The organism is Streptomyces sp. NPDC004629, assembly GCF_042873595.1.
Lineage (GTDB): Bacteria > Actinomycetota > Actinomycetes > Streptomycetales > Streptomycetaceae > Streptomyces.
Genome location: NZ_JBIALO010000001.1, coordinates 478,076 through 502,063, shown reverse-complemented (window position 1 = coordinate 502,063; position 23,988 = coordinate 478,076). Strand labels below are relative to the sequence as shown.

General features: G+C 70.3%; 18 protein-coding genes. 10 read left to right on the top strand and 8 right to left on the bottom strand.

What is annotated here, in order from left to right; translation table 11 throughout:
- Positions 1–113 precede the first annotated feature (113 nt).
- From ACFYTE_RS02155 to ACFYTE_RS02130, 6 genes are all read left to right on the top strand, one after another.
- Entirely contained in the window at positions 114–854 is a 741-nt protein-coding gene (locus tag ACFYTE_RS02155) for a class I SAM-dependent methyltransferase (RefSeq protein ID WP_388703618.1), read from the top strand.
- A 239-nt stretch (positions 855–1,093) separates the two neighbouring features.
- Positions 1,094–2,968 carry an ABC transporter substrate-binding protein gene (locus tag ACFYTE_RS02150; RefSeq protein WP_388703615.1) on the top strand — a complete coding sequence of 625 codons (1,875 nt, stop codon included), beginning with the start codon at positions 1,094–1,096 and terminating at the stop codon, positions 2,966–2,968.
- A gap of 43 nt (positions 2,969–3,011) precedes the next feature.
- Positions 3,012–4,076, top strand: a complete 1,065-nt coding sequence (locus ACFYTE_RS02145) for an ABC transporter permease (RefSeq protein WP_388703612.1) — start codon at positions 3,012–3,014, stop codon at positions 4,074–4,076.
- Positions 4,073–4,984: an ABC transporter permease gene (locus ACFYTE_RS02140; RefSeq protein ID WP_388703609.1), complete on the top strand. Its 912-nt coding sequence runs from the start codon at positions 4,073–4,075 to the stop codon at positions 4,982–4,984. The genes ACFYTE_RS02145 and ACFYTE_RS02140 overlap by 4 nt, the downstream gene beginning before the upstream one ends.
- The gene (locus ACFYTE_RS02135) at positions 4,981–5,979 is read left to right on the top strand and encodes an ABC transporter ATP-binding protein (protein WP_388703607.1); all 999 of its coding nucleotides are present in this window, start codon (positions 4,981–4,983) and stop codon (positions 5,977–5,979) included. Before ACFYTE_RS02140 ends, ACFYTE_RS02135 begins: the two co-directional genes overlap by 4 nt.
- A complete protein-coding gene (locus tag ACFYTE_RS02130; RefSeq protein WP_388703604.1) occupies positions 5,976–6,968 on the top strand; it encodes an oligopeptide/dipeptide ABC transporter ATP-binding protein in 993 nt (330 codons plus the stop codon). The genes ACFYTE_RS02135 and ACFYTE_RS02130 overlap by 4 nt, the downstream gene beginning before the upstream one ends.
- Before the next feature lie 564 nt (positions 6,969–7,532).
- On the opposite strand, the gene ACFYTE_RS02125 is transcribed toward ACFYTE_RS02130, so the two are convergent.
- The 7 genes from ACFYTE_RS02125 to ACFYTE_RS02095 all read right to left on the bottom strand — a co-directional run bounded on the left by ACFYTE_RS02125 (position 7,533) and on the right by ACFYTE_RS02095 (position 18,271).
- Positions 7,533–8,681, bottom strand: a complete 1,149-nt coding sequence (locus tag ACFYTE_RS02125) for an ABC transporter ATP-binding protein (RefSeq protein WP_388703601.1) — start codon at positions 8,679–8,681, stop codon at positions 7,533–7,535.
- Positions 8,674–9,732: an ABC transporter ATP-binding protein gene (locus ACFYTE_RS02120; RefSeq protein ID WP_388703599.1), complete on the bottom strand. Its 1,059-nt coding sequence runs from the start codon at positions 9,730–9,732 to the stop codon at positions 8,674–8,676. The genes ACFYTE_RS02125 and ACFYTE_RS02120 overlap by 8 nt, the downstream gene beginning before the upstream one ends.
- An 11-nt stretch (positions 9,733–9,743) precedes the next feature.
- Complete coding sequence (locus ACFYTE_RS02115; RefSeq protein ID WP_388703596.1) at positions 9,744–10,694, bottom strand: ABC transporter permease; 951 nt, start codon at positions 10,692–10,694, stop codon at positions 9,744–9,746.
- On the bottom strand, positions 10,687–11,619 hold the full coding sequence (locus tag ACFYTE_RS02110) for an ABC transporter permease (RefSeq protein ID WP_388703594.1): 933 nt from the start codon (positions 11,617–11,619) through the stop codon (positions 10,687–10,689). The genes ACFYTE_RS02115 and ACFYTE_RS02110 overlap by 8 nt, the downstream gene beginning before the upstream one ends.
- 140 nt (positions 11,620–11,759) lie before the next feature.
- Positions 11,760–13,388, bottom strand: coding sequence for an ABC transporter substrate-binding protein (locus ACFYTE_RS02105; protein ID WP_388703592.1), 1,629 nt, complete (start codon positions 13,386–13,388; stop codon positions 11,760–11,762).
- A gap of 602 nt (positions 13,389–13,990) precedes the next feature.
- Complete coding sequence (gene typA, locus ACFYTE_RS02100; protein ID WP_388703590.1) at positions 13,991–15,907, bottom strand: translational GTPase TypA; 1,917 nt, start codon at positions 15,905–15,907, stop codon at positions 13,991–13,993.
- 138 nt (positions 15,908–16,045) lie between these two features.
- Positions 16,046–18,271 (bottom strand): ABC transporter family substrate-binding protein, encoded by a 2,226-nt coding sequence (locus tag ACFYTE_RS02095; RefSeq protein WP_388703588.1) that lies wholly within the window; start codon positions 18,269–18,271, stop codon positions 16,046–16,048.
- 323 nt (positions 18,272–18,594) lie between these two features.
- Here ACFYTE_RS02095 and ACFYTE_RS02090 point away from each other — a divergent pair, with 323 nt between their 5' ends.
- The 4 genes from ACFYTE_RS02090 to ACFYTE_RS02075 all read left to right on the top strand — a co-directional run bounded on the left by ACFYTE_RS02090 (position 18,595) and on the right by ACFYTE_RS02075 (position 22,587).
- A complete protein-coding gene (locus ACFYTE_RS02090; RefSeq protein WP_388703586.1) occupies positions 18,595–18,888 on the top strand; it encodes a hypothetical protein in 294 nt (97 codons plus the stop codon).
- A 69-nt stretch (positions 18,889–18,957) separates the two neighbouring features.
- Positions 18,958–19,779, top strand: coding sequence for a hypothetical protein (locus tag ACFYTE_RS02085; protein WP_388703584.1), 822 nt, complete (start codon positions 18,958–18,960; stop codon positions 19,777–19,779).
- Positions 19,780–19,798: 19 nt separating this feature from the next.
- Positions 19,799–21,814 carry a fumarate reductase/succinate dehydrogenase flavoprotein subunit gene (locus tag ACFYTE_RS02080; RefSeq protein ID WP_388703582.1) on the top strand — a complete coding sequence of 672 codons (2,016 nt, stop codon included), beginning with the start codon at positions 19,799–19,801 and terminating at the stop codon, positions 21,812–21,814.
- Complete coding sequence (locus ACFYTE_RS02075) at positions 21,811–22,587, top strand: succinate dehydrogenase/fumarate reductase iron-sulfur subunit (RefSeq protein WP_388703579.1); 777 nt, start codon at positions 21,811–21,813, stop codon at positions 22,585–22,587. The genes ACFYTE_RS02080 and ACFYTE_RS02075 overlap by 4 nt, the downstream gene beginning before the upstream one ends.
- 112 nt (positions 22,588–22,699) lie before the next feature.
- Here the strand turns inward: ACFYTE_RS02075 and ACFYTE_RS02070 are convergent.
- The coding region (locus ACFYTE_RS02070) for a hypothetical protein (RefSeq protein ID WP_388703576.1) at positions 22,700–23,988 on the bottom strand (1,289 nt) is incomplete at its 5' end.

Sequence of the window (23,988 nt, the reverse complement as noted above, 5' to 3'; positions counted from 1 at the left end):
ATCACCGCAAGAGATGCATAAAAGGCATGAGGGACACTCGTCGGCGCAACAGTCCACCCGTACGAGGGGTGACGCCTACCGTTCGGTTCATCGGCGTGTGACACACTGCCGCGGTGGTCGATCGCTCGTTCAAGGATCTTTCGCTCGCCTCGCTGTACGACACCCTCAATCCATGGGGTCCGGGCGACGACTTCTATCTGGACCTGGTGATGTCCGCCCGCTCGGTGCTCGATGTGGGATGCGGTACGGGCCGGTTGCTGGCGCGGACCAGGCGGGCCGGACACGACGGCCGGCTCATGGGACTGGACCCGGCCGCCGCGATGCTCGTGCAGGCGCGCCGGCGCGAGCCCGGCGTCGACTGGGTGCTCGGCGACCTGCGGACCCGGCTGTGGGACGGCGGGTTCGACCTGGTCGTGATGACCGGGCACGCCTTCCAGACACTCGTGGACGACGAGGAGTTGCGGCTGGCGCTGCGCGCCGTCAGGGCCGCCCTGTCACCCGGCGGCCGGTTCGTGTTCGAGACCCGGCATCCGGCGGCCCACGCCTGGACCGGGTGGAACCCGGAGCGCATACGCTTCGTCGACGATGCGGACGGCCGGGTCGTACGGGTGTGGCACGAGGTCGACGGGCCGCTCCTCGGCGACCGCGTGGCGCTCAAGGAGACGTTCGACAAGGAGGGCTGGGACCGGCCGCGGGTCAGCCGCTCCACCCTGCGCTTCCTCGGCCCCGACGCGCTGACACGGTTCCTCGGCCGGGCGGGACTTGGCGTGGTGGAGCAGTACGGGGACTGGGCGCGCGGGCCGTTGACGCAGGACAGCGCCGAGATCATCACGGTCGCGGCGCCCTCGCGCTGAACGCGGCCGCACCGGCGCCAGCGTGCCACCAGGTCCCCGTCACCGGTCTACACCAATGTTTGCTTCATCGAACATCAACTCGTCGTTTCCGCAGGCCAAAGGCGCTGGACACGGGCCGTTGACGCGCGCAGACCGCCGCTGATAGACACACTCATCACCCGCCCGGCGCCACCAGACCACATCCGGTTGAAGTCCGAACAGGCTGTTCCTGTGCGAGCGATGACGCGAGGTCACGATTCATGAGCACGCAAGACCGGTACGGCAGAAGGCGTTCACAACCGAGAAGCCCGCGATCCCGTACGGCCCGGCTCGTCGCCGCCGCCGGCGCCCTCGCCGTGACGCTCACCGCGGGCCTCGCCACCCCGCTCGACCCGGCGCCCCGGCGGGCGGAGGCCGCCCCGGCCGACAAGGTCCTCACCGTCGCCGTCGCGCAGAGCGTCGACTCGCTCAGCCCCTTCCTGGCGGTACGGCTGGTCAGCACGAGCATCCTGCGGCTGACGTACGAGTATCTGACCGACTACGACCCCGCCGACGCCCACCCGGTCCCCGGCCTGGCCACCAGCTGGGCGCCGTCCGCCGACAAGCTCACCTGGACCTACACGATCCGCTCCGACGCCAAGTGGTCGGACGGACAGCAGGTGACCGCGCAGGACGCGGCCTGGACGTTCAACAAGCTGATGACCGACGAGGCGGCCGCCACCGCGAACGGCAGCTTCGTCACCAACTTCCGCAAGGTGACGGCCCCGAGCCCCACCAAGCTGGTCATCGAGCTGAAGAAGCCCCAGGCCACGATGACCGCGCTGGACGTGCCGATCGTGCCCCAGCACGTCTGGGAGAAGGTCACCGACTTCTCGAAGTTCACCAACGACAAGACCTTCCCCGTCGTCGGCGACGGACCGTTCGTGCTCACCGACTACCGGCCCGACAGCTATGTACGGCTGAAGGCCAACAAGACGTTCTGGCGCGGGGCGCCGAAGTTCGACGAGCTGGTCTTCAAGTACTACAAGGACCAGGACGCGGCGGTGGCCGCGCTGCGCAAGGGCGAGGTCTCCTTCGTCGCCGGCTCACCCTCTCTGACGCCCGCCCAGGCCGCCTCCCTCAAGGGTGAGAAGAACGTCCGCGTCAACGACGCCCCCGGCCGCCGCTTCTACGCCCTCGCCACCAACCCCGGCGCCAGGGCAAAAAACGACGAGAAGTTCGGTGACGGCGATCCCTCCCTGCTCGACCAGCGGGTGCGCAACGCCCTGTTCATGGCGGTCGACCGCAAGGCCCTCGTCGACAAGGTCTTCCAGGGACACGCGGTCGAGGGCCAGGGCTACATCCCGCCCCGCTTCGCCGGCTACTTCTGGAAACCGTCCCCGAGCCAGGAGCTGGCCCACGACCCCGCGAAGGCCGCCCAGCTCCTCGACCGGGCCGGCTACCGGAAGAACAGCGACGGCAAGCGGGTCGGCAAGGACGGCAAGCCGCTGAACTACCGCGTCCTGTGCCACGCCACCGACCCGAACGACAAGGCGGTCGGCCAGTACCTCAAGGAGTGGTGGGGCGAGCTGGGCATCGGCATGCGGCTCGACTGCCTCGACAACGTCACCGACCCCTGGCTCGCCGGCACGTACGACCTCGCCTTCGACGGCTGGTCCGTCAACCCCGACCCGGACTTCGTCCTGTCCATCCACACCTGCGCGGCCCTGCCCGCCGCGCCGAAGGACACCGGGGCCACCGACAACTTCATCTGCGACAAGACGTACGACGACCTGTACGCGCGGCAGCTGGCCGAGTACGACTCCGCCAAGCGGGCCACACTCGTCAAACAGGCCGAGTCGAGGCTGTACGACCTGGGGTACATGAACGTCATGGCGTACCCGAACGCTGTCGAGGCCTACCGCACCGACCAGATCAAGTCGATCACGACGATGCCCAAGGCCGCCGGCAACATCTACGGCCAGGACGGCTACTGGAGCTGGTGGTCGGCGGTCCCGGCCGAAGACTCCCGCTCGTCCGGCGGCGGCGGTTCCACCGGCATTGTCATCGGCGTCGTCGCGGGCGTCGTGGTCCTCGCCGGCGCCGGGCTCTTCCTCGCGAGCCGCCGCCGCGCCACCGCCGACGACCGCGAATAGCCGATGCACCCGACCCTCGCACCCACACAGCGGGCGGCCCGCCATGGCCGCTGACACCGTGTCGACGCCGGCCGAGGCCGCCGGTCCGGTTCCCACCGGGCCGGCGGCCCGGGGGCCGCGGTCCCGCTCCTGGACCGGATACCTGCGCTACGGGGCCGCAAAGGTGGGCGGCGCCGTCGTCTCCCTGCTCGCCGTCCTCGTCACCGGCTTCTTCCTGTTCCGGCTGATCCCCGGCGACCCAGTCAAGACCCTGACCGGCGGCCGGCCCGTCTCCGCCGAACAACTGGCCCAGTACCGGCGTGAGTTCGGGCTGGACCTGCCGCTGTGGGAACAGTTCACGGACTACTGCGGCAAGGCGCTCACCGGCGATCTGGGCACGTCGTACCAGTTCCGCGCCCCGGTCATCGACAAGATCACCGAAGCCCTGCCGAACACCCTGCTGCTGACCGGCACCGCGTTCGTGCTGTACACCGCGCTCGGCATGTACCTCGGCACCCGCTCGGCGTGGCGGCACGGCCGCCTCGGCGACCGGCTGAACACCGGCCTGGCGCTGACCCTGTACTCCGTCCCGCAGTTCTGGCTCGGTCTGCTGCTCATCATCGTGTTCTCGGTGGGCCTCGGCCCCGTGCCCGGACTGTTCCCGACCGGCGGCATGGAGTCGGGCGGCGAAGAGGGCTTCGCCTACGTCCTCGACGTCGCCCACCACCTCGTCCTGCCGGTGCTCACCCTGGTCGCCGTCGAGTACGGGCAGACCCTGCTGGTCACCCGCTCGGCGCTGCTCGACGAGATGGGAAGCGACTATCTGACGACCGCGCGCGCCAAGGGCCTGCGGGACGACCTGGTACGGCGTCGGCACGCCGTGCCGAACGCGCTGCTGCCCACCGTCACCCTCGTCTTCGTCAACCTCGGCCGGACCGTCGCCGGCGTGATCCTGGTCGAGACGGTGTTCTCCTGGCCCGGCCTCGGCGGGCTCTTCTACCAGGCACTGAGCGTGCCCGACCTGCCCCTGGTGCAGGGCCTGTTCCTCTTCTTCGCCTCGGCGGTGATCGTCATGAACACATTGGCCGATCTGCTCTATCCGCTGCTCGATCCGCGGGTGGGCCGATGAGCACCGAGGCGGCACAGCCCGGCCCGCGGGCCCTGGCCCGGCAGCGCCGCCGCCGCTCCGCCGCACGCTTCTGGCAGCAGTACCGCGCCCATCGCGCCGGACTGCTGGGCCTCGCCGCGCTCGTCCTGTTCGCGCTCGCGGCCCTGACCGCACCGCTGACGGTCGGCTCCGACGTCTCCGACGTGACCGACGCGCCCGGCAGTCCCCTGGAGGCGCCGAGCGGGCGGTTCCCGCTCGGCACGGACCGGTTCGGACGCGATCTGCTCGGCCTCGTGATCTGGGGCTCGCGGGTCTCCCTGCTGGTCGGACTGCTCGCCGCCGTGCTGTCGGTGGCGATCGGCGCGGTGGTCGGGATCTGCGCCGGACACTTCCGGGGCGCGTACGGGACCGTGCTGATGCGGATCACGGACTGGTTCCTGGTGATGCCGACGCTGGTGCTCGCGATCGCGCTGGCCACCGTCATGTCCCGCTCCCTGGGCACGGTCGTCCTCGCCATCGGTGTCACCTCCTGGCCGACCACCGCCCGGCTGGTGCGGGCGCAGACGCTGGCGGTGGAGTCCCGTCCGTACATCGAACGGGCCAGGGCGCTCGGCGGCGGCCACTGGCACGTCATGACCCGGCATGTGCTGCCCAACGTCATGCCGCTCGTACTGGCGCAGACCACGCTGATGGTCTCCTCCTCCATCCTCGCCGAGGCGACCCTCGCGTTCCTCGGTCTCGGCGATCCGACGGTCGTCTCGTGGGGCGGACTGCTCCAGGACGCGCGTGAGGCGGGCGCGGTCAGCGCCGGCGACTGGTGGTACCTGGTGCCGCCCGGCATCGCGATCGCCCTGGTCGCGCTGGCGTTCACGCTGTGCGGCCGCGCAGTGGAGTCCGTGCTCAATCCCAGGCTGGGGGTGGCCCGTTGACGCTCCTCGAAGTCCGGAACCTGACGGTGACGTACGCCGGCGGGGCCGCCGCCGTACGCGGCGTGGACCTCTCCGTGGCGGCGGGACAGAAACTCGGGATCGCCGGCGAGTCGGGCTGCGGCAAGTCCACGCTTGCGCTCGCCCTGCTGCGACTGCTGCCCGCCGACGCCCGGGTGAGCGGGGAGATCCTGCTCGACGGCGAGGACGTCCTCGCGATGCGCTGGGGGCGGGTGCGGGCGGTGCGCTGGGCGGGCGCGTCGATCGTCTTCCAGGGCGCCATGCACTCGCTCAACCCCGTGCACCGGGTCGGCGACCAGATCGCCGAGCCGATCCTGCTGCACGGCAGGGCGACCGCGGCGGCGGCGCGGAGGCGGACCGGCGAACTCCTGGAACAGGTCGGCCTGCCCACGGCACGGGCGACGGCGTACCCGCACGAACTCTCCGGCGGCCAGCGGCAGCGTGTCATGATCGCCATGGCGCTCGCCTGCGACCCGCGGCTGGTAATCGCCGACGAGCCGACCACGGCCCTGGACGTGATGATCCAGGCGCAGATCCTGCGGCTGATCGAACAGCTCGTCGCCGAACAGGACCTGGGGCTGATCATGATCAGCCACGATCTGGCGGTGCTCGCCGACACCTGCGACCGGCTGGCGGTGATGTACGCGGGCCGGGTGGTCGAGGAGGGCCCGGCGCGCACCGTCCACGAGGACGCCCGGCACCCGTACGGCAGGGCGCTGTCGACGGCGTTCCCGCACATCGGCGATCCGGCCTCCCGGTTCGCCCCGCAGGGGCTGCCCGGCGACCCGCCCGATCCGTTCGCGCTGCCCTCCGGTTGCGCGTTCCATCCGCGCTGCCCGGTCGCCCTGGACGTCTGCGCCGCCGAGGACCAGGTACTGCGCGAGATGACCGGGGGACGGCGGGCCGCGTGCGTACACGTCCCGGCGGCCGTCCCGGGGCCGGCCGCCGGGGCAGAGGACACCAGGAGCACCGCATGACGACACCAGCGTCTCCCCTGCTCAGCGCCCAGGGGCTGCATGTGACGTTCCCCGGACGACACGGTGCCGCCGCGGCACGCGCCGTGGACGGCGTCGAACTGGACATCCGGCCCGGTGAGATCGTGGCCCTGGTCGGCGAGTCGGGCTGCGGCAAGACGACGCTGGCACGCTCCCTGCTCGGTCTGGAACGGCCCGCCTCCGGAAGCGTGCGCTTCGACGGGAAGCCGCTGACGTACTCCTCGCGGGCCCTGCGGGCCTACCGGCGCCGGGTCCAGCTGGTGCTCCAGGACCCCAGCGGATCGCTCAACCCACGGCACACGGTGTACGACGCGGTGGCCGAGGGGCTGCGCATCCACGGGCATGCGGGGGACGAACGGACGGCGGTCACCGACGCCCTCTCCCGGGCGGGGCTGCGGCCGCCGGAGCGGTTCTTCCTGCGCTACCCGCACGAGTTGTCCGGCGGCCAGCGGCAACGGGTGGTGATCGCGGGCGCGCTCGTCCTGGAACCCGAACTCCTCGTCGCCGACGAGCCGGTGGCCTCGCTGGACGCCTCCGTGCGCGGTGAGATCCTGGCCCTGCTGCTGCGGCTGCGCACCGAACTCGGGCTCGCCGCCCTGGTCGTGACCCATGACCTCGGCCTGGCCTGGAACATCGCCGACCGGGTCGCGGTGATGTACCTGGGCCGGATCGTGGAGACGGGACCGGTCGAGGAGGTGCTGACCGCGCCCCGACACCCGTACACCCAGGCCCTGTTGTCGGTGCTGCCGGAGGCGCCGGGCGAACCGGTCGTGCTCGCCGGTGAACCCCCGGACCCCTCCCGTATCCCGTCCGGCTGCCGCTTCCGGGCCCGCTGCCCGGTCCTGGCGAACGGCGAGGCCGAGCGGGCGGGCATCGCCGACCGCTGCCGCACCGAGGATCCCGGCGTACTGGACGGCAGCGCCACCCCCCAGGCCGCCTGCCACTGGGCCCACACCCGCGTAACCACCTGAACCCCACCCACCGCCACGCATGGTCCGGACCCCGACATCGGCCCCCTCACAGCCGGCCACCCGACACCAAGACACAGCCCAGGCCAGGGCCGGTGGCTGTAGGCCGACGGCAGGCGGCTGAGCACCTACGCCACCGACCGCGAGCACCCGGACCACCCGCCGGCCGGCCATGACCCGTCCGGCGCCGTGGCACCGGACGGCGACCCATGAGACATGGCCGCCGCGGCGAGGCCCCCGGGGTGCGGGACCGCGGCGGCGCGCCCGAGGCCGCCTGCGACCGGGCCACCACCGCAAGGCCAGGCACTCGCCTGCCGACGCACAGCGGCTGGAGCCGCGCATGGTCCGTTTCCCGACATCGGCCCCCTCACAGCCGACCACCCGACACCAAGACACACCCCGGCCACCGCGGCGGCGCGCTGCAAGTCGTCCGTCGCTTGGCGCGCGGCCGTCTGAGCCTGCACGCGCTCCTTCCCGCCGGAGGCTCGTGCCGCAAGGTGTGGCCCGTGAGACGCCGAATCCCGGCGCCTGAAGGAGGTGCCGGGAATCGGGGTGGGGCGGGTGGGGTCAGGCCGCGTGGACTATGTCCTTCTCCTCGGCGAAGTGGCAGGCCGACTCGTGGGCCGCCGGAGCGTCCGAGGTCTTGAAGCGCTCGGGGACCGCCAGCAGCGGGACCTCCTGGGAGCACTTGTCCTGGGCCTTCCAGCAGCGGGTGCGGAAGCGGCAGCCCGACGGCGGGTTGGCCGGGGACGGCACGTCACCGGTGAGGATGATCCGCTCGCGGTTCTCGCGGGCATCCGGGTCCGGCACCGGGACCGCCGACAGCAGCGCCTGGGTGTACGGGTGCGTCGGGTGGTCGTAGATCTGCTCGTCGGTGCCGATCTCGGCGATCCTGCCGAGGTACATCACCCCGACGCGGTCGGAGATGTGCCGGACGATCGACAGGTCGTGCGCGATGAAGATGTAGGACAGGTTGAACTCGTCCTGCAGGCGCTCCATCAGGTTGATGACCTGTGCCTGGACGGACACGTCCAGGGCCGACACCGGCTCGTCGCAGATGATGATCTCCGGGTTGAGCGCGAGGCCGCGGGCGATGCCGATGCGCTGACGCTGGCCGCCGGAGAACTGGTGCGGGTACCGGTTGATGTACTCCGGGTTGAGGCCGACGACGTCCAGGAGTTCCTGCACCTTGCGGCGCCGGTCGCCCTTGGGGGCCGCCTCGGGGTGGATGTCGAAGGGCTCGCCGATGATGTCGCCGACCGTCATCCGCGGGTTGAGCGACGTGTACGGGTCCTGGAAGACCATCTGGATGTTGCGGCGCACGGCCTTCAGGGCGCGCCCGGACAGCTTGGTGATGTCCTGGCCCTTGTAGAAGATCTCGCCGGCCGTCGCCCGCTCCAGGTTCATCAGGAGCTTGGCGACGGTCGACTTGCCGCAGCCGGACTCGCCGACGATGCCCAGGGTCTCGCCCTGGTGCAGGTCGAAGGAGACGCCGTCGACGGCCTTGACCGCACCGATCTGACGCTTGAACAGAATGCCCTGGGTGAGCGGGAAGTGCTTCACCAGGTCGCGTACCTGGAGGATCGGCTCGCCGCGCTCGACGGGCGCCTCGATGGCGGTGACCGCCTCGTCCTCGCTGCGGGCCTCGACGACGTCCACCTCGGAGACGTTCGGCGTGGCGTCCTGCGGCTCGTCGTTCTTGCTGAGCTCAGCCATGGATCGTCTCCTTCCAGAAGTGGCATGCCGAGGCACGGCCCACCAGTTCGGTGCCGTCCTGCTCGGCGACCGGCAGCAGCTCCGGTACCTCGGTGCGGCACACGTCCTGGGCCTTGGGGCAGCGCGGGTTGAAGGCGCAACCGGTCGGGACGCGCAGCAGGTTGGGCGGCAGGCCCTTGATCGCGTACAGCTCCTGGCCCTTCTGGTCCAGGCGCGGGATCGAGTCCAGCAGGCCCCGGGTGTAGGGATGCGCGGGACGCTTGTACAGCTCGTGGACCGGGGCCCGCTCCACGATCCGGCCCGCGTACATCACCGCGATCTTGTCGGCGACGTCGGCGACGACGCCCAGGTCGTGGGTGATGAGGATCAGGCCCATGTTGTACTCGCGCTGGAGTTCCGCGAGCAGGTCCATCACCTGGGCCTGGACCGTCACATCGAGGGCCGTGGTCGGCTCGTCGGCGATGATCAGGTCCGGTTCGAGCGCCAGCGCCATGGCGATCATGATGCGCTGGCGCATACCGCCCGAGAACTGGTGCGGGTAGTCGTTGACGCGGGCCGCCGCGGCCGGGATCTTGACCCGGTCCATCAGCTCGATGGCCTTGGCCTTGGCGTCCTTCTTGGACAGGCCCTGGTGGACCCGGAACATCTCGCCGAGCTGGTAGCCGACGCTCAGCACCGGGTTGAGCGAGCTGAGCGCGTCCTGGAAGATCATCGCGATCCGGCTGCCGCGGAGGGTGCGGCGCTCCTCGGCGCTCATCTTCAGCATGTCGTGGCCGCGGAAGAGGATCTCGCCCTGCGGGATCTTCGCCGGCGGCATGTCGAGGATGCCCATGATGGCCTGCGCGGTGACGGACTTGCCGGAGCCGGACTCGCCGAGCACGGCCAGCGTCTCGCCGGCGTCCACGCTGTAGTTGACGCCGTTGACGGCCCGGACGACGCCCTCACGGGTGTGGAACTCGACGTGCAGGTCACGCACTTCGAGCAGCGGACCGCCGTCCGCGCCGTCGTCGCGGGACGACGGCACGGGAACGACTTCTTCGATGGTGGTCACGTACGCCTCCCTCAGCGCATCTTCGGGTCGAGGGCGTTGCGTACGGCCTCACCGAGCATGATGAACGCCAGCACCGTGATGCTGAGCATGATCGACGGGTAGAGCATGATCCACTGGGCGACGCGGATCTGGGCACCGCCGTCGGAGATGTCGTTGCCCCACGATACGCCGTTGAGACCCAGGCCCAGGAAGGACAGCGTGGCCTCGGCGCCGATGTAGACACCGAGCGAGATGGTCGCGACCACGATCACCGGGGCCAGGGTGTTCGGCAGGATGTGCCGGAACAGGATCCGGGGCGTGCTCGCGCCCAGCGCCTTGGCCGCCTGGACGTAGTCGGCCTGCTTGGTGGTGATGACCGCGCCGCGCATCACGCGGGCGATCTGGGTCCAGCCGAAGAAGCCCAGCGCGCCGATGACGACCCAGGGGGTGCGGTCGGTGAAGGAGTTCAGCACGACCATCGTGCCCAGCAGGAAGGGGATGCCGAAGAACACATCCGTCAGCCGGGACAGGATCGCGTCCACGAGCCCGCCGAAGTAGCCCGCGATCATGCCGACCAGGCCGCCGATCAGGGTGACGACGATGGTGGTGCCGAAGCCGACGGCCACCGAGGCGCGGGTGCCGTAGATCACCCGCGCGAAGACGCTGCGGCCCTGCTGGTCGTAGCCCAGCCAGTCGGCCGCGCCCACGTCCCCGAGGCGCGGCTTTTGCAGATAGTGCTCGGACAGGTCGCCGAGTACCGGGTCCGCGCTGCTGAACCAGCCCGGGAAGAAGGTGATGAGCAGCAGGATCAGGATCAGCACGCTGGAGACGATGAAGATCCAGCTGCGGCGCAGATCGGCCCAGGCGTCGCCCCACAGGCTGCGGGACTTCTCCGGTTTGGTCTCCGGCAGCGGTCCGCCCACCGCCGCGACCGCCGCCTCCTCGGCGGCGGCCTCGGGAACGGTCTTGGTCACGTCAGGCATAGCGAATCCTCGGGTCCAGGACCGCGTACAGCAGGTCCACGAGAAGGTTGGCGACGAGGTAGACGAGGACCAGGACCGTCACCAGACCCACGACGGTGGTCCCCTCGCGGCGCACGATGGACTCGTAGATGGTGCCGCCGACGCCCTTGATGTTGAACAGACCCTCGGTGACGACCGCGCCGCCCATCAGGGCGCCCAGGTCGGTGCCCAGGTAGGTGACGACGGGGATCAGCGAGTTCCGCATCAGGTGGACACCCACCACGCGGCGCCGGGGCAGGCCCTTGGCGACGGCGGTGCGGATGTAGTCGGCGCGCACGTTCTCGGCGATCGACGTCCGGGTGAGCCGGGTCACGTACGCGAGTGACGCGGTGGCCAGGACGATCGCGGGCATCAGTAGCTGGCCGTAGTTCGTCGAGTCGTTGACGTTGGGTTCAAGCCAGTGCAACTGCTCGGCGAAGACCAGCTTCAGGATGAAGCCGAGGACGAAGACGGGCACCGAGATGAAGAGCAGCGTGATGACGAGGACGACGTTGTCCGTCGCCCGGCCGGCCCGCAGGCCCGCCACGACACCGAGGGTGATGCCCAGGACGACCTCGATGGCGAAGGCCAGCGAGGCGAGGCGGAGGGTCACCGGGAAGGCGTCGCCGAGCACATCGGTGACGGGACGGCCACTCGCGATCTGCGTGCCGAAGTCGGCGTGCAGAATCATGCCCTTCATGTAGTCGAAGTACTGCACCAGGATCGGCTGGTCCAGGCCGTACTCATGTCTCAGCGACGCGATGACCTGCGGACTGCCCGCCTTGTCGCCGAAGAGCCCGCGCACGGGGTCACCGGGCAGGGCATAGACCATGAGGAAGATCAGCAGGGTTGTCCCGATGAATACCGGGATCATCTGGAGCAGTCGTCGTGCGACGTAGCGCCCCATCGTGCCTCCATGTCAATCACAGCGGCAGCCGACGGGCCCTTTCCCCGCGCACCGCTGGGCGATGCGTGCGGAAAGGGCCCCCCAGCCACTGCCGTCACCCCGGGGCGCGGGCGCCGCGCCCCGGGACTACGGGCTTGTGGTTACTTCTTGGTGACCTGAACGCCGGTCAGGATCGGGTCGCCGTCCTGGGCGTACTTGACGCCGCTGACGTTCTCCGAGAAGCCCGCGTTGACCTTGTAGTACCAGAGCGGAATGCTCGGCATGTAGTTCGGGAGCTGCTTCTCGATCTCCTGGTACTTCTTCTCCGACTCCTCCAGCGAGCTGGCGGCGTCAGCGGCGGCGATCTCCTTGTCGATCGTCTTGTTGGAGAAGCCGCCCTGGTTGCCGTCCGAATTGGTGCCGAACAGGTCCCGGATGAAGTTGGCGTTGAAGGGGTAGTCCAGCACCCAGCCGGAGCGGTAGAGGGACTTGACCTCCTTGGCGTCACGCGCGTTCAGGTCGGCCTGGAAGTCGGCCTTCGAGTCGCCCGTGCACTTCACGCCGGTGGACTTGGTGATGGAGTTGCAGACCGCCTCCACCCACTCCTTGTGGCCGCCGTCCGCGTTGTACTGGATGGAGATGGCGTTGCCCGGAACGCCGCCGCCGTCCTGGATGAGCTGCTTGGCCTTGGCCGGGTCGTACTTGGTGACGTCACCGGCGGCGTTCGGCTGATAGCCGAGGACGCCCTTGGCGACCCAGCCGGTGGCCGGCTCACGGGTGCCCTGGAGCACCGTCTTGGTGATGGTGTCGCGGTCGATCGCCATCGACAGGCCCTGCAGGACCTTCGGGTCGATGTCCTTCCACTGCTTGGTGTAGAAGGCGACGGCGACGGTCTGGATCGCGGAGTAGGCCTGGTCCACGGCGCGGTCGCCGAGGTCCGACTTGTAGACCGGGAGGTCCTTGGGCGCGATCTGACGCAGGACGTCGACGTTGCCGGACTTCAGGTCCTCGTAGGCCGTCTCCAGGTTGGTGTAGTTCTTGAAGACCACACCACCGTTCTTGGCCTTGTTCGGACCCTGGTAGTCGTCGTTGCGGGTGACCTCGATCTGCTTCTTGTGGTCCCAGCTGACGAACTTGTAGGGGCCGTTGCCGATCGGGTGCTCGCCGGCCGCCTTCGGGTCCTTGTAGAAGGACTCCGGCAGCGGGTCGAAGACCTCGTAGCCGAGCTTGTACACGAAGTACGGGATCGGCTTGCTGAGCGTGATGGTGAAGGTGTTGTCGTCGACGACCTTCAGGCCGGACATCTCCGTGGCCGTCGCCTTGCCCTTGGCCGGGGCGACCTCGTCGTAGCCCTTGATGTCGGAGAACCAGAAGCTGTTGGTCTGCTTGTTGTCCGGGTTGGCGGCCCAGTTCCACGCCTTGACGTAGGACTCGGCGGTCACCGGGGTGCCGTCGTGGAACTTCCAGCCGGGCTTCAGCTTGACCGTGAAGGTCTTGTTGTCCTTGGAGTCGACCGACTGCGCGTTGACGTAGACGATCTTACCGCTCTGGTCGTAGTCGACAAGCCCGGAGAAGAGCGACTTGATGACGATGCTGCCGTTGGACTCCATGGTGTTGGCGGGCTGCAGCGGGTTCTGCGGCTCGCCGACCTCGACCGAGAACTTGCCGTTCGGGTCGACCGCGGCCTTGCCTTCACTGCCCTTGTCCCCGTCTCCACCACCGCAGGCGGTCGCGCCCAGCGCCACAACCGCGGCTATCGCGACCCACTTGGCGCTCTTCGCACCGCGCATGGGTTCCTCCTCATGAGTCCAATGGTTCACCGCATGGAGAGGCACGCGACACGGCACCGTCACCGGTGCCGGAGAGAGTCGAGTGCCCCCGTGCTCGTGAGTCGGCGCCACCTGAAAGCGCATGACCCGTGATCCGAGCTCTACGCGCCTAACTATCTGCCATGAGCGAAGGCCGAACCACATTCCTAAGGTCTCGGTTCGATCACAGCTGGCGCGAACATCTTCCAAAATCCGGACAAAGTGTTTGCCGAAAGATCCCTGCGAAACGGACTTGTTACACATCTATCGGCTCCGGGTGTCCGCATTCCGGATACTCGGGATCGGAAATCCGGTTGCGGTTAGACTCCGATTCGTGCGGGGCCCATTCGGCGTACCCGCACACTCGTGCGATTCGGATACCGGGCGGCGCGCCGAGGCCCCGGGGCCGTCCGGCGCGCGCCGGGGGCACAGCCGCCGCAGACCGCCGCCACAGACTAGTGGGAGTCGGTGGCGGCGTGGCGTCTCCCGGGCGGAACCGAGGGTTTTCCCTAGGGGGACATGACGAGAGGGCCGGGCCTCCCCAGGGAGGCCCGGCCCGTCGTGGTCCGGGGACCGGGTCCGCCTCAGCCGTGCTTGGCGCGGCTCGCGGCGCGGGCCCGCTCGCGGGCGTCCAGGTTCACCTTGCGGATACGGACCGCCTCCGGGGTCACCTCGACGCACTCGTCGTCGCGGCAGAACTCCAGCGACTGCTCAAGCGACAGCTTGCGCGGCGGCACGATCGACTCGGCCACATCGGCCGTCGACGACCGCATGTTGGTGAGTTTCTTCTCTTTGGTGATGTTCACGTCCATGTCGTCGGAGCGGGAATTCTCCCCGACAATCATCCCTTCGTACACCTCGGTGCCCGGCTCCACGAACAGCACGCCGCGCTCCTGGAGGTTGGTCATCGCGAACGCGGTGACGGCACCGGCCCGGTCGGCGACCAGAGAACCGTTGTTGCGGGTCTGGAGCGGGCCGAACCACGGCTCGTGGCCCTCGTGGATGGAGTGGCCGATGCCGGTGCCGCGGGTCTGGGTCAGGAACTCGGTCCGGAAGCCGATGAGCCCGCGCGACGGGACGACGAACTCCATGCGGACCCAGCCCGAGCCGTGGTTGGACATGTTGTCCATCCGGCCCTTGCGGACGCCCATGAGCTGGGTGACCGCGCCCATGTGCTCCTCGGGCACGTCGATCGTCATGCGCTCGACCGGCTCGTGGACCTTGCCGTCGACGTCCTTGGTGACCACCTGGGGCTTGCCGACCGTCAGCTCGTAGCCCTCCCGGCGCATGGTCTCGACCAGGATGGCGAGCGCCAGCTCACCACGGCCCTGGACCTCCCAGGCGTCCGGACGCTCGGTGTCCAGGACGCGCAGCGAGACATTGCCGATCAGCTCGCGGTCCAGGCGGTCCTTGACCTGCCGTGCGGTGACCTTGCGGTCCTTGACGGCCGCCTTGTTGTCGGCGCCCTTGCCGGTGCCGCCGCGGCCGACCAGCGGGGAGGTGTTGGTGCCGATGGTCATGGAGATCGCGGGCTCGTCGACCGTGATCAGCGGCAGCGCGACCGGGTTCTCCGGGTCCGCCAGGGTCTCGCCGATCATGATCTCCGGGATGCCGGCGACGGCGCAGATGTCACCCGGCCCGGCCTTCTCGGCGGGCTTGCGGGTGAGCGCCTCGGTCATCATCAGCTCGGAGATCCGCACGTTCTGCACGGACCCGTCGCGCTTGATCCACGCGACCGTCTGGCCCTTGCGCAGCTCGCCCTGCTCGACCCTGAGCAGCGCGATACGGCCGAGGAAGTTGTCGGCGTCCAGGTTGGTGACATGGGCCTGGAGCGGGGCGTCCGCGTCGTAGGTGGGCGCCGGGATGTGCTCCAGGATGGTGGAGAAGAACGGCTCCAGGCTGGTGGAGTCGGCCGGGACGGTGCCGTTGTCAGGCTTGGTCAGCGAGGCGATGCCGTCGCGGCCGCAGGCGTAGACGATCGGGAACTCGATCTGCTCCTCGTCGGCGTCCAGGTCGAGGAACAGGTCATAGGTCTCGTTGACGACCTCGTCGATACGGGCGTCGGGCCGGTCCGTCTTGTTGATGCACAGGATGACGGGCAGCCGGGCCTGGAGCGCCTTGCGCAGCACGAAGCGGGTCTGCGGCAGCGGGCCCTCGGAGGCGTCCACGAGCAGCACGACACCGTCGACCATCGACAGACCGCGCTCGACCTCGCCGCCGAAGTCGGCGTGGCCGGGGGTGTCGATGATGTTGATGGTGACCGGGTCCTCGCCGTGCTTGGGGTGATACTTCACCGCCGTGTTCTTGGCGAGGATCGTGATGCCCTTCTCACGCTCCAGGTCGTTCGAGTCCATGACGCGGTCGTCGACCTGGTCGAGCTGGTGGGCGGCAAAGGCGCCGGCCTGCTTCAGCATGCCGTCGACGATGGTGGTCTTGCCGTGGTCGACGTGGGCGACGATGGCGACGTTGCGGATGTCGTGACGCGTAGCGGTCACAGCCATAGTGCGGCGTACTCCCGGGGTGTGAGGAAGGCCCTCGCGTCGGTCCGTGTGACGCGGGCCCTGCCGGGCTTGACACGCCACGGCCTCACCCCATGTTACGGGGCGCCGCGGGAGGTGACTTCCTCAGCCCTCGGCGTCTCAGCCCGCGGACGGGCCCGGCGCCCCCTTCTTCAGGAATCCCATGTCCTCGTACAGGGGCGTCTGGAACCCGAAGGAACCCGCGTTGACCAGGTTCTTGCGCGCGGCGGTGAGCTGCGGGCGCTGGTAGAGCGGGATGGAGCCGGCCGCGGCCCAGATGCGGGAGTCGGCCTTGCGGATCAGGGATCGTGACTCGTCCTCGTCGAGCGCGGCGACGGCCTGGTCGAAGAGCTGGTCGACCTGGTCGGTGCCGATCCGGGTGTAGTTCTGCTCGACGTTCACCGAGCCGTCGGCGGCCGGGACCGGCTTGGCGTAGATCGGGCGGGCGTCGGTGGCGGGGAAGGCGGAGGACGGCCAGGAGTACAGGGCGAGGTCGTACTGGCCGGAGGCGATGTGGTCCTTGAAGTAGCTCTCGTCGGGGACCTTGCTGATCTCCGTGACGATGCCGGCCTTGTCCAGCATCTGCGTGATCCGGTCGGCGACGGCCCGCAGGGACTCCGAGCCGGGGCCCGAGGGGAGCACGAAGCGGAGCGTGAGCGCCTTGCCGTCCTTGGCTAGCGGCCCGGCGGCGGGGGCCGGCGCGGCGGTGCCCTGCGGGGCGTACGCGCCGGGCGCCCCGCCCTGCGGCGGGTGCTTGTCGGTGTGCTGCCGGCCGTCCTGCGCGAGGCGCCCCCCGGCCTCGCCGCCCTGCCCGGCCACGCTGTGCTCGTCCGTGGGGTCCGCGGAGTCCTTCGGGTCGTCGCCGGTGGCCCGGTGCGGCGGCTTGTCGTCGCCGGTGGCCCGGTGCGGCGGCTTGTCGTCCTCGCCGACGACATAGGTGCCCTCCTTGCCGCCCTCGGACTCCTTGTCCGCCTGGGCGCCGGCCGCCTTGTCCGTCTTCTTCTCCGTGACCGGACCACCGGGCACCCACCCGGCATCGGCGAGCAGGGCCTGCGCCTCCGCGGTGTCCTGGCTGCCCAGGGAGCCGCTGCCGTCGGCGTAGGCGGACTGGCCGGACAGGGCGAGGTGGCTGCCGACCGGGACCGCGGGCAGGCCGAGGGGGCCGAGCACCACCCTGGCGAGCGCCTTGCGGTCCAGGGCGCGGGCGACGGCGCGACGCACCCGCTCGTCGGCGAGCGGGCCCTTTGAGCCGTTGAGGGCGAGCTGGGTGTAGGCGGGCTCCAGGGACCTGCGGATCTCGACGTCGCGCAGTGCGTCCTGCTCGCGCAGATACGTGGTGATCTTCTGGCGCAGCTGCGCCGTGCCCTCGGGCAGCTCGTGGGACGGGAAGCCGTGCTCCAGGGCCCAGGAGCGCAGCTTCTTCGCGGAGGTGCGCCCGGCGCCCATGAGGGGGGCGCCGCCGCTGCCCCGCGCGGCGAGGCTGATCCGCTCGACGTCCGCGGGGTCGATGTCGGTGAGGTCCACGGTGCCGTTGGCCAGCGCGGTGGCCCGCTGGTCGCGGGGCACGGCGTGCAGCACCAGCTCGGACAGCTTCGCGGGGCGCCCCCACCAGCGCGGGTTGCGGGTCAGGACGATGTCCTGGGCCTTGGTGTCGACCTTGTCGAGCCGGAACGGCCCGGCGGTGACCTGGAGCTTGCGGCGCGCGCCGTCGTTGAAGGCGTCGGGGGTGCCCATGACGTCCTTCGGGTACAGCGGCGAGAACAGCGACTTCCAGTCGGCGTACGGGCGGCTGAAGGTGACCCGGACCTCCAGGTCGTTGGCGCCGCGCTCGATCTTCTCGATGCGGTCGTAGCCGGCGTTGCGGGCGGTCCAGTAGGAGGTGTCCTTGCCGGACAGGGCGCGCCACTGGGCGGCGAAGTCGGCGGCGCCGATCTCCCGGCCGTCGCTCCACACGGCCTGCTGGTTGAGCTTGTAGAGGACGACCTGGCGGGGCTCGGTCTCGATGACCTTGGCGGACTCCAGGTAGTCGGGGTTGCGGACCGGGCGCCCGGTCTCGTCGAGCCGGAACATCGACGGCAGGACGGCCTGGGCGACCCGGTTGGTGCCCGTGTCCGCGTCGGCCTGGAAGGCATTCAGGGTCTCGGGCAGCGCGTCCACGGCCCAGCGCAGGGTGCCGCCGTCGGTGACCTCGTCACGGGCGACGGCGGCGATGTCCTGCCTGGCCAGCGGGCGGCTCGCCGCGTCTTCGGAGCTGCACCCGGCGAGGACGGACACCGCGAGCACGCCCGCGGTGAGGAAGGCGGCCGAGCGCATGATCGCGCGCGGTCCGACGCCGACGTGGGACATCGTGCTACCTCCGGGGAGCCCGGTGACAAAGGTGGGTTCTGATCACATTTGGCGGTATTTTGGAGCTGATCAGATCTACGGATCCACTGAAAAGGAAAGGGTCCGCCGGCCGGGGGCGACACGGCGACGGGCGCTGCCAAGCCCACCCGTGCGGCGCAACTCGTGCCCCGGCGCACACAGAGCGCGTGCGGGCGTGCGGCGGTGGAGCACGATCCGCCAATCGCTGCACATGCCTTCACATGGACAGGTGTGACGCGCAACACTCGCAGGCGCATGAACGTTGCCGCCTTGGACCGTGAGGTCCGCGGAAGTGAGGTCACGTCATGTCCGTGCACGACGACCTGACGTCAGTCCAGCGCAACCTCGACGATCTGTTGCGGTCCGTCGGCCGCCTGGAGCAGCAGCTCGGGAGCGGCGGCGGACTGGAGATGCGCCGCGTCCGCGCGGACGCCGATCATCTGCGCGAGAGCGTGGCGCTGCTGCGGGAGGCGGCCCCCGGGCTCACCCCGCCGCGCCGCCCCGATCTCGTCACCATCTCCGACGCGCCGTACGACATCAGCCTGTGGACGGACTCGGACGACGAGGGTCTCGGCGCCCGCGACCGCCACGCCCCCTAGGAGCGACCGCCGGCCCGCCCCGGGCCGGCACCACAGGCCCCGCCATCCGAACCCGACCGGAGTCATCCATTGGCCACTGGTACGGAATCCCCTAGCACCGGCGGCGGCGTACGCACCCGTACGCGCGCCGCGATCGCCGCACCGCATCTGCGGACCGACCGCTGGTGGCTGGCCCCCGCCGTCACCGCGGCCGGCCTGTTCGCCTTCGTCGTGTACTCGACCTGGCGGGCCTTCGCCAACGCCGACTACTACTCGGCGCCGTACGTCTCGCCCTTCTACTCGCCCTGTCTGGCGGAGAACTGCACGACGATGCGCGCCGGCCCGAACGCCGACCTGTTCGGCGGCTGGTGGGGGATCTCCCCCGCGATCATCATCCTGATCTTCCCGCTCGGCTTCCGACTGACCTGCTACTACTACCGCAAGGCCTACTACCGCAGCTTCTGGGCGTCCCCGCCGGCCTGCGCGGTCGCCGAGCCGCACAAGAAGTACACCGGCGAGACCCGCTTCCCGCTGCTGCTGCAGAACCTCCACCGGTACTTCTTCTACGCCGCGCTGCTGGTCGCCGGGGTCCTCACCTACGACACCGTGCTGTCCTTCCGCGACGCGCACTACCGGTGGGGCCACATGGGTCTCGGCACCCTCGTGTTCCTCGCCAACATCGTGCTGATCTGGGCGTACACCCTGTCCTGCCACTCCTGCCGGCACATCGTCGGCGGCAAGCTCAGGCACTTCTCCAAGCACCCCGTGCGCTACCGGGCGTGGCAGTTCATCGGCCGGCTCAACGCCCGGCACATGCTGCTGGCCTGGGCGTCCCTGGTGAGCGTGGCGCTCGCCGACTTCTACGTGTACCTGCTCGCCTCCGGTGTCTTCGACGATCCGCGCTTCTTCTAGATTGGGGTAGGGCCTACTGATGTCCGTGGTCGACCGACAGGAGTGGGACGTCGTCGTGGTCGGCGCCGGCGGTGCCGGGCTGCGCGCCGCCATCGAGGCGCGCGAGCGCGGCGCCCGTACGGCGGTGATCTGCAAGTCGCTGTTCGGCAAGGCGCACACGGTGATGGCCGAGGGCGGCATCGCGGCGGCGATGGCCAACGTCAACGAGCACGACACCTGGCAGGTGCACTTCCGCGACACCATGCGCGGCGGCAAGTTCCTCAACCAGTGGCGGATGGCCGAGTTGCACGCGCAGGAGGCCCCGGACCGGGTGTGGGAACTGGAGACCTGGGGCGCGCTGTTCGACCGGACGAAGGACGGGAAGATCTCGCAGCGCAACTTCGGCGGCCACGAGTACCCGCGCCTCGCACACGTCGGCGACCGCACCGGCCTGGAGCTGATCCGCACCCTCCAGCAGAAGATCGTCGCCCTCCAGCAGGAGGACCACCGGGCGACCGGCGACTACGAGTCCCGGCTGAAGGTCTTCCAGGAGTGCACGGTCACCAGGATCCTCAAGGACGGGGAGCGAAGCGAGATGGGGGTCCCCCCGGCCGAAGGCCGGGGGAGGGTCTCCGGTGTCTTCGCCTACGACCGCGAGACCGGCCGCTTCTTCGTCCTGAAGGCGCCCGCCGTGGTGATCGCCACCGGCGGCATCGGCAAGTCCTTCAAGGTCACGTCGAACTCGTGGGAGTACACCGGCGACGGGCACGCGCTCGCGCTGCTCGCCGGGGCGCCGCTGCTGAACATGGAGTTCGTGCAGTTCCACCCGACGGGCATGGTCTGGCCGCCGTCCGTGAAGGGCATCCTCGTCACCGAGTCGGTGCGCGGCGACGGCGGCGTGCTGCGCAACTCCGACGGCAAACGGTTCATGTTCGACTACATCCCCGACGTCTTCAAGGAGAAGTACGCCGAGTCCGAGGAGGAGGGCGACCGCTGGTACGACGACCCGGACCACAACCGGCGTCCCCCCGAACTGCTCCCCCGCGACGAGGTCGCCCGCGCCATCAACGCCGAGGTCAAGGCGGGCCGGGGCTCCCCGCACGGCGGGGTCTTCCTGGATGTGTCGACCCGCATGCCCGCCGAGGTGATCCGGCGCCGGCTGCCCTCCATGTACCACCAGTTCAAGGAGCTGGCCGACGTCGACATCACCGCGGAGGCCATGGAGGTCGGACCGACCTGCCACTACGTGATGGGCGGCATCGCCGTCGACTCCGACACGGCGGCGGCGCGCGGCGTGCCCGGCCTGTACGCGGCAGGCGAGGTGGCCGGCGGCATGCACGGCTCCAACCGGCTCGGCGGCAACTCGCTCTCCGACCTGCTGGTCTTCGGGCGCCGGGCCGGCCTGCACGCGGCCGAGCACGCGGCGGCGTCGGCGGACGACCGGCCGCGGGTGTCCGACGAGCAGGTCGACGCGGCGGCGGCCGAGGCCCTGCGGCCGTTCTCCGCGGGCGGCGAAGCGGCGGCGGGCGGCGGCGAGACGGCGGGCGGCGGTGAGGCGGCGGGCGGTCCGCCCGAGAACCCGTACACCCTGCACCAGGAACTCCAGCAGACGATGAACGACCTGGTCGGCATCATCCGCCGCGAGCCGGAGATGGAGCAGGCCCTGAAGAAGCTGGCCGAGCTGCGGACCCGGGCGCGGCGGGCCGGCGTCGAGGGGCACCGCCAGTTCAACCCCGGCTGGCACCTCGCCCTCGACCTGCGGAACATGCTGCTGGTCAGCGAGTGCGTGGCCCGCGCGGCCCTGGAGCGCACGGAGTCGCGCGGCGGGCACACCCGCGAGGACCGTCCGGCGATGGACCGGGCATGGCGCAACATCAACCTGCTGTGTGCGCTCGCCCGCCCCGCCGACGGGCTCGCGGACGCCGACACGGACCCGGCGCGCGGCCGGATCGCCCTCACCCGCGAGACCACCGCGCCCATCCGCCCCGACCTGCTCGCCCTCTTCGAGAAGGAGGAGCTGGTCAAGTACCTCGCCGAAGAGGAGCTGTACGAGTGAGCAGCTACGAGGCCCGTTTCAAGGTGTGGCGGGGCGACGCCGAGGGCGGCGGCCTGGAGGACTTCCGGGTCGAGGTCAACGACGGCGAAGTGGTCCTGGACATCGTCCACCGCCTCCAGGCCACCCAGGCGCCCGATCTCGCGGTGCGCTGGAACTGCAAGGCGGGCAAGTGCGGTTCGTGCTCGGCCGAGATCAACGGCCGGCCCCGGCTGCTGTGCATGACCCGCATGTCGGTCTTCGACCGCGACGAGACGATCACCGTCACCCCGTTGCGGGCCTTCCCGGTGATCCGCGACCTGGTGACCGACGTCGGCTTCAACTACCAGAAGGCCAGGGAGGTGCCGGCGTTCGTGCCGCCCGCGGGCCTCGGTCCGGGCGAGTACCGGATGATGCAGGAGGACGTGGACCGTCCGCAGGAGTTCCGCAAGTGCATCGAGTGCTTCCTGTGCCAGGACACCTGCCATGTGGTGCGCGACCACGAGGAGAACAAGAAGGCGTTCGCGGGGCCGCGTTTCCTGATGCGCGTCGCCGAACTGGACATGCACCCGCTGGACGCCGCCGCCGAGACCGGCCTGGACCGGCGGGCCACCGCGCAGGACGAGCACGGCCTCGGCTACTGCAACATCACCAAGTGCTGCACCGAGGTGTGCCCCGAGGGGATCAAGATCACGGACAACGCCCTGATCCCGATGAAGGAGCGGGCCGTCGACCGCAAGTACGACCCGCTGGTGTGGCTGGGCTCCAAGATCAGGCGGCGCAGCGGCGCGAGCTGAGCGCGCCGCGGGAAGGGCCGAGCTGTCGTCGGCCGGCCGCGGCGGCATCGCGGCCGGCCGCTCCCCTTCGGGCGCTGCCGCAGCGGACTTCGCTCGGCCGGGGCGCCGGGGGTCACCGGACCCAGTCCGAGCGGTAGGCCGCCCAGTCCGCCTCCGTCGCGGCGAAGTCCACGTACAGGGCGACGCCGAAGCGGGCCCGGTCGGCGTCCGTGCGGGACAGTCCCAGCCGGACGCCGCGCACGGCGGCCGGGACGGTCTCGGCGTGCGCCCAGTGTCCGAAGCGGTTCTCCCGGAAGAACGGCAGTCCCATGAGCAGGTCGGTGGAGTCCGGGGTGACCTCCAGGGCCAGGGCGGTCTGCTGGGCGACATAGCCGCCGTACAGGCTCTCCAGCGGCTGCATGGTGTCGTACGACATCACGGCGATCTGGTCGACGCGGCGCGCCACCTGCCCGAAGTACGCCTGCGACCACCACTTGGGGTGGCCGGTGACCGCGCCGAAGACGGAGTGCAGGGCGGGCAGCGGGTCGATCTGGTGGGCGGCGACGGAGAGCAGGGCGCCGTGCCGGCGGGTGACATCGCGCAGGTCGTCCAGCAGGGAGAGGTAGTCGCGGTCGCCGGAGTGCAGCGGCTCCAGGTCGAAGTGGGCGCCGTCGAACCCGGCGGCGAGGATCTGCCGGGTGCTGTCGACGACCGCCGCCCGGGTCCCGGCGCGCTCCAGGCGCAGCCCGTCGGGGCTCTCGGTGGCCAGCACGTCGCCCAGCCAGGCCTGGACGCGGACGCCGGGGATCGCGCGGTGCACGGCGTCGGTCAGCCAGCGCGCCCTCGGGTGGGCCGACTCGGGCAGCGTTCCGTCGTGCTCCAGCGGCCCGGAGTGCACATACAGATCACGGATGCCGGTGCCGTGCAGCCGCCGCGCGAGCGCCGCGACATCGGCGTCCTTCTTCCGCCCGTCCACCCAGGCGTGCCCGAGCCAGATCGCGTCCCGGTTCCGCGTGTACGTACCGTCGGCCGGCTCCCCCGCGTAGTTCACCCGCAACGCGATCCCCGCGGCGAGCAGAGGCAGAACCAGGACAAGCACCACCCCACCCACAACCCACCGCCCCCACCGCCGCAACCTGCGTCCGCCGACACCCCGCCGGGCAACAGCGCCGGGCGCGCCTTGGGGGGTGGACGCGTCGGAGCCGTGGTCGGCAACGGCGCCGGACGCGGCTTGGGCGGCGAGCGCGGCGGGGTTGCGCTCTGCTACGGCGCCCGATCCGGCTTGAGTGGCCGGCGGTGCGGAGGTGGCCGGTGCATCGAGTGCGGCGGAGCCGTGGTCGGCAACGGCGCCGGACGCGGCTTGGGCGGCGAGCGCGGCGGGGTTGCGCTCTGCTACGGCGCCCGATCCGGCTTGAGTGGCCG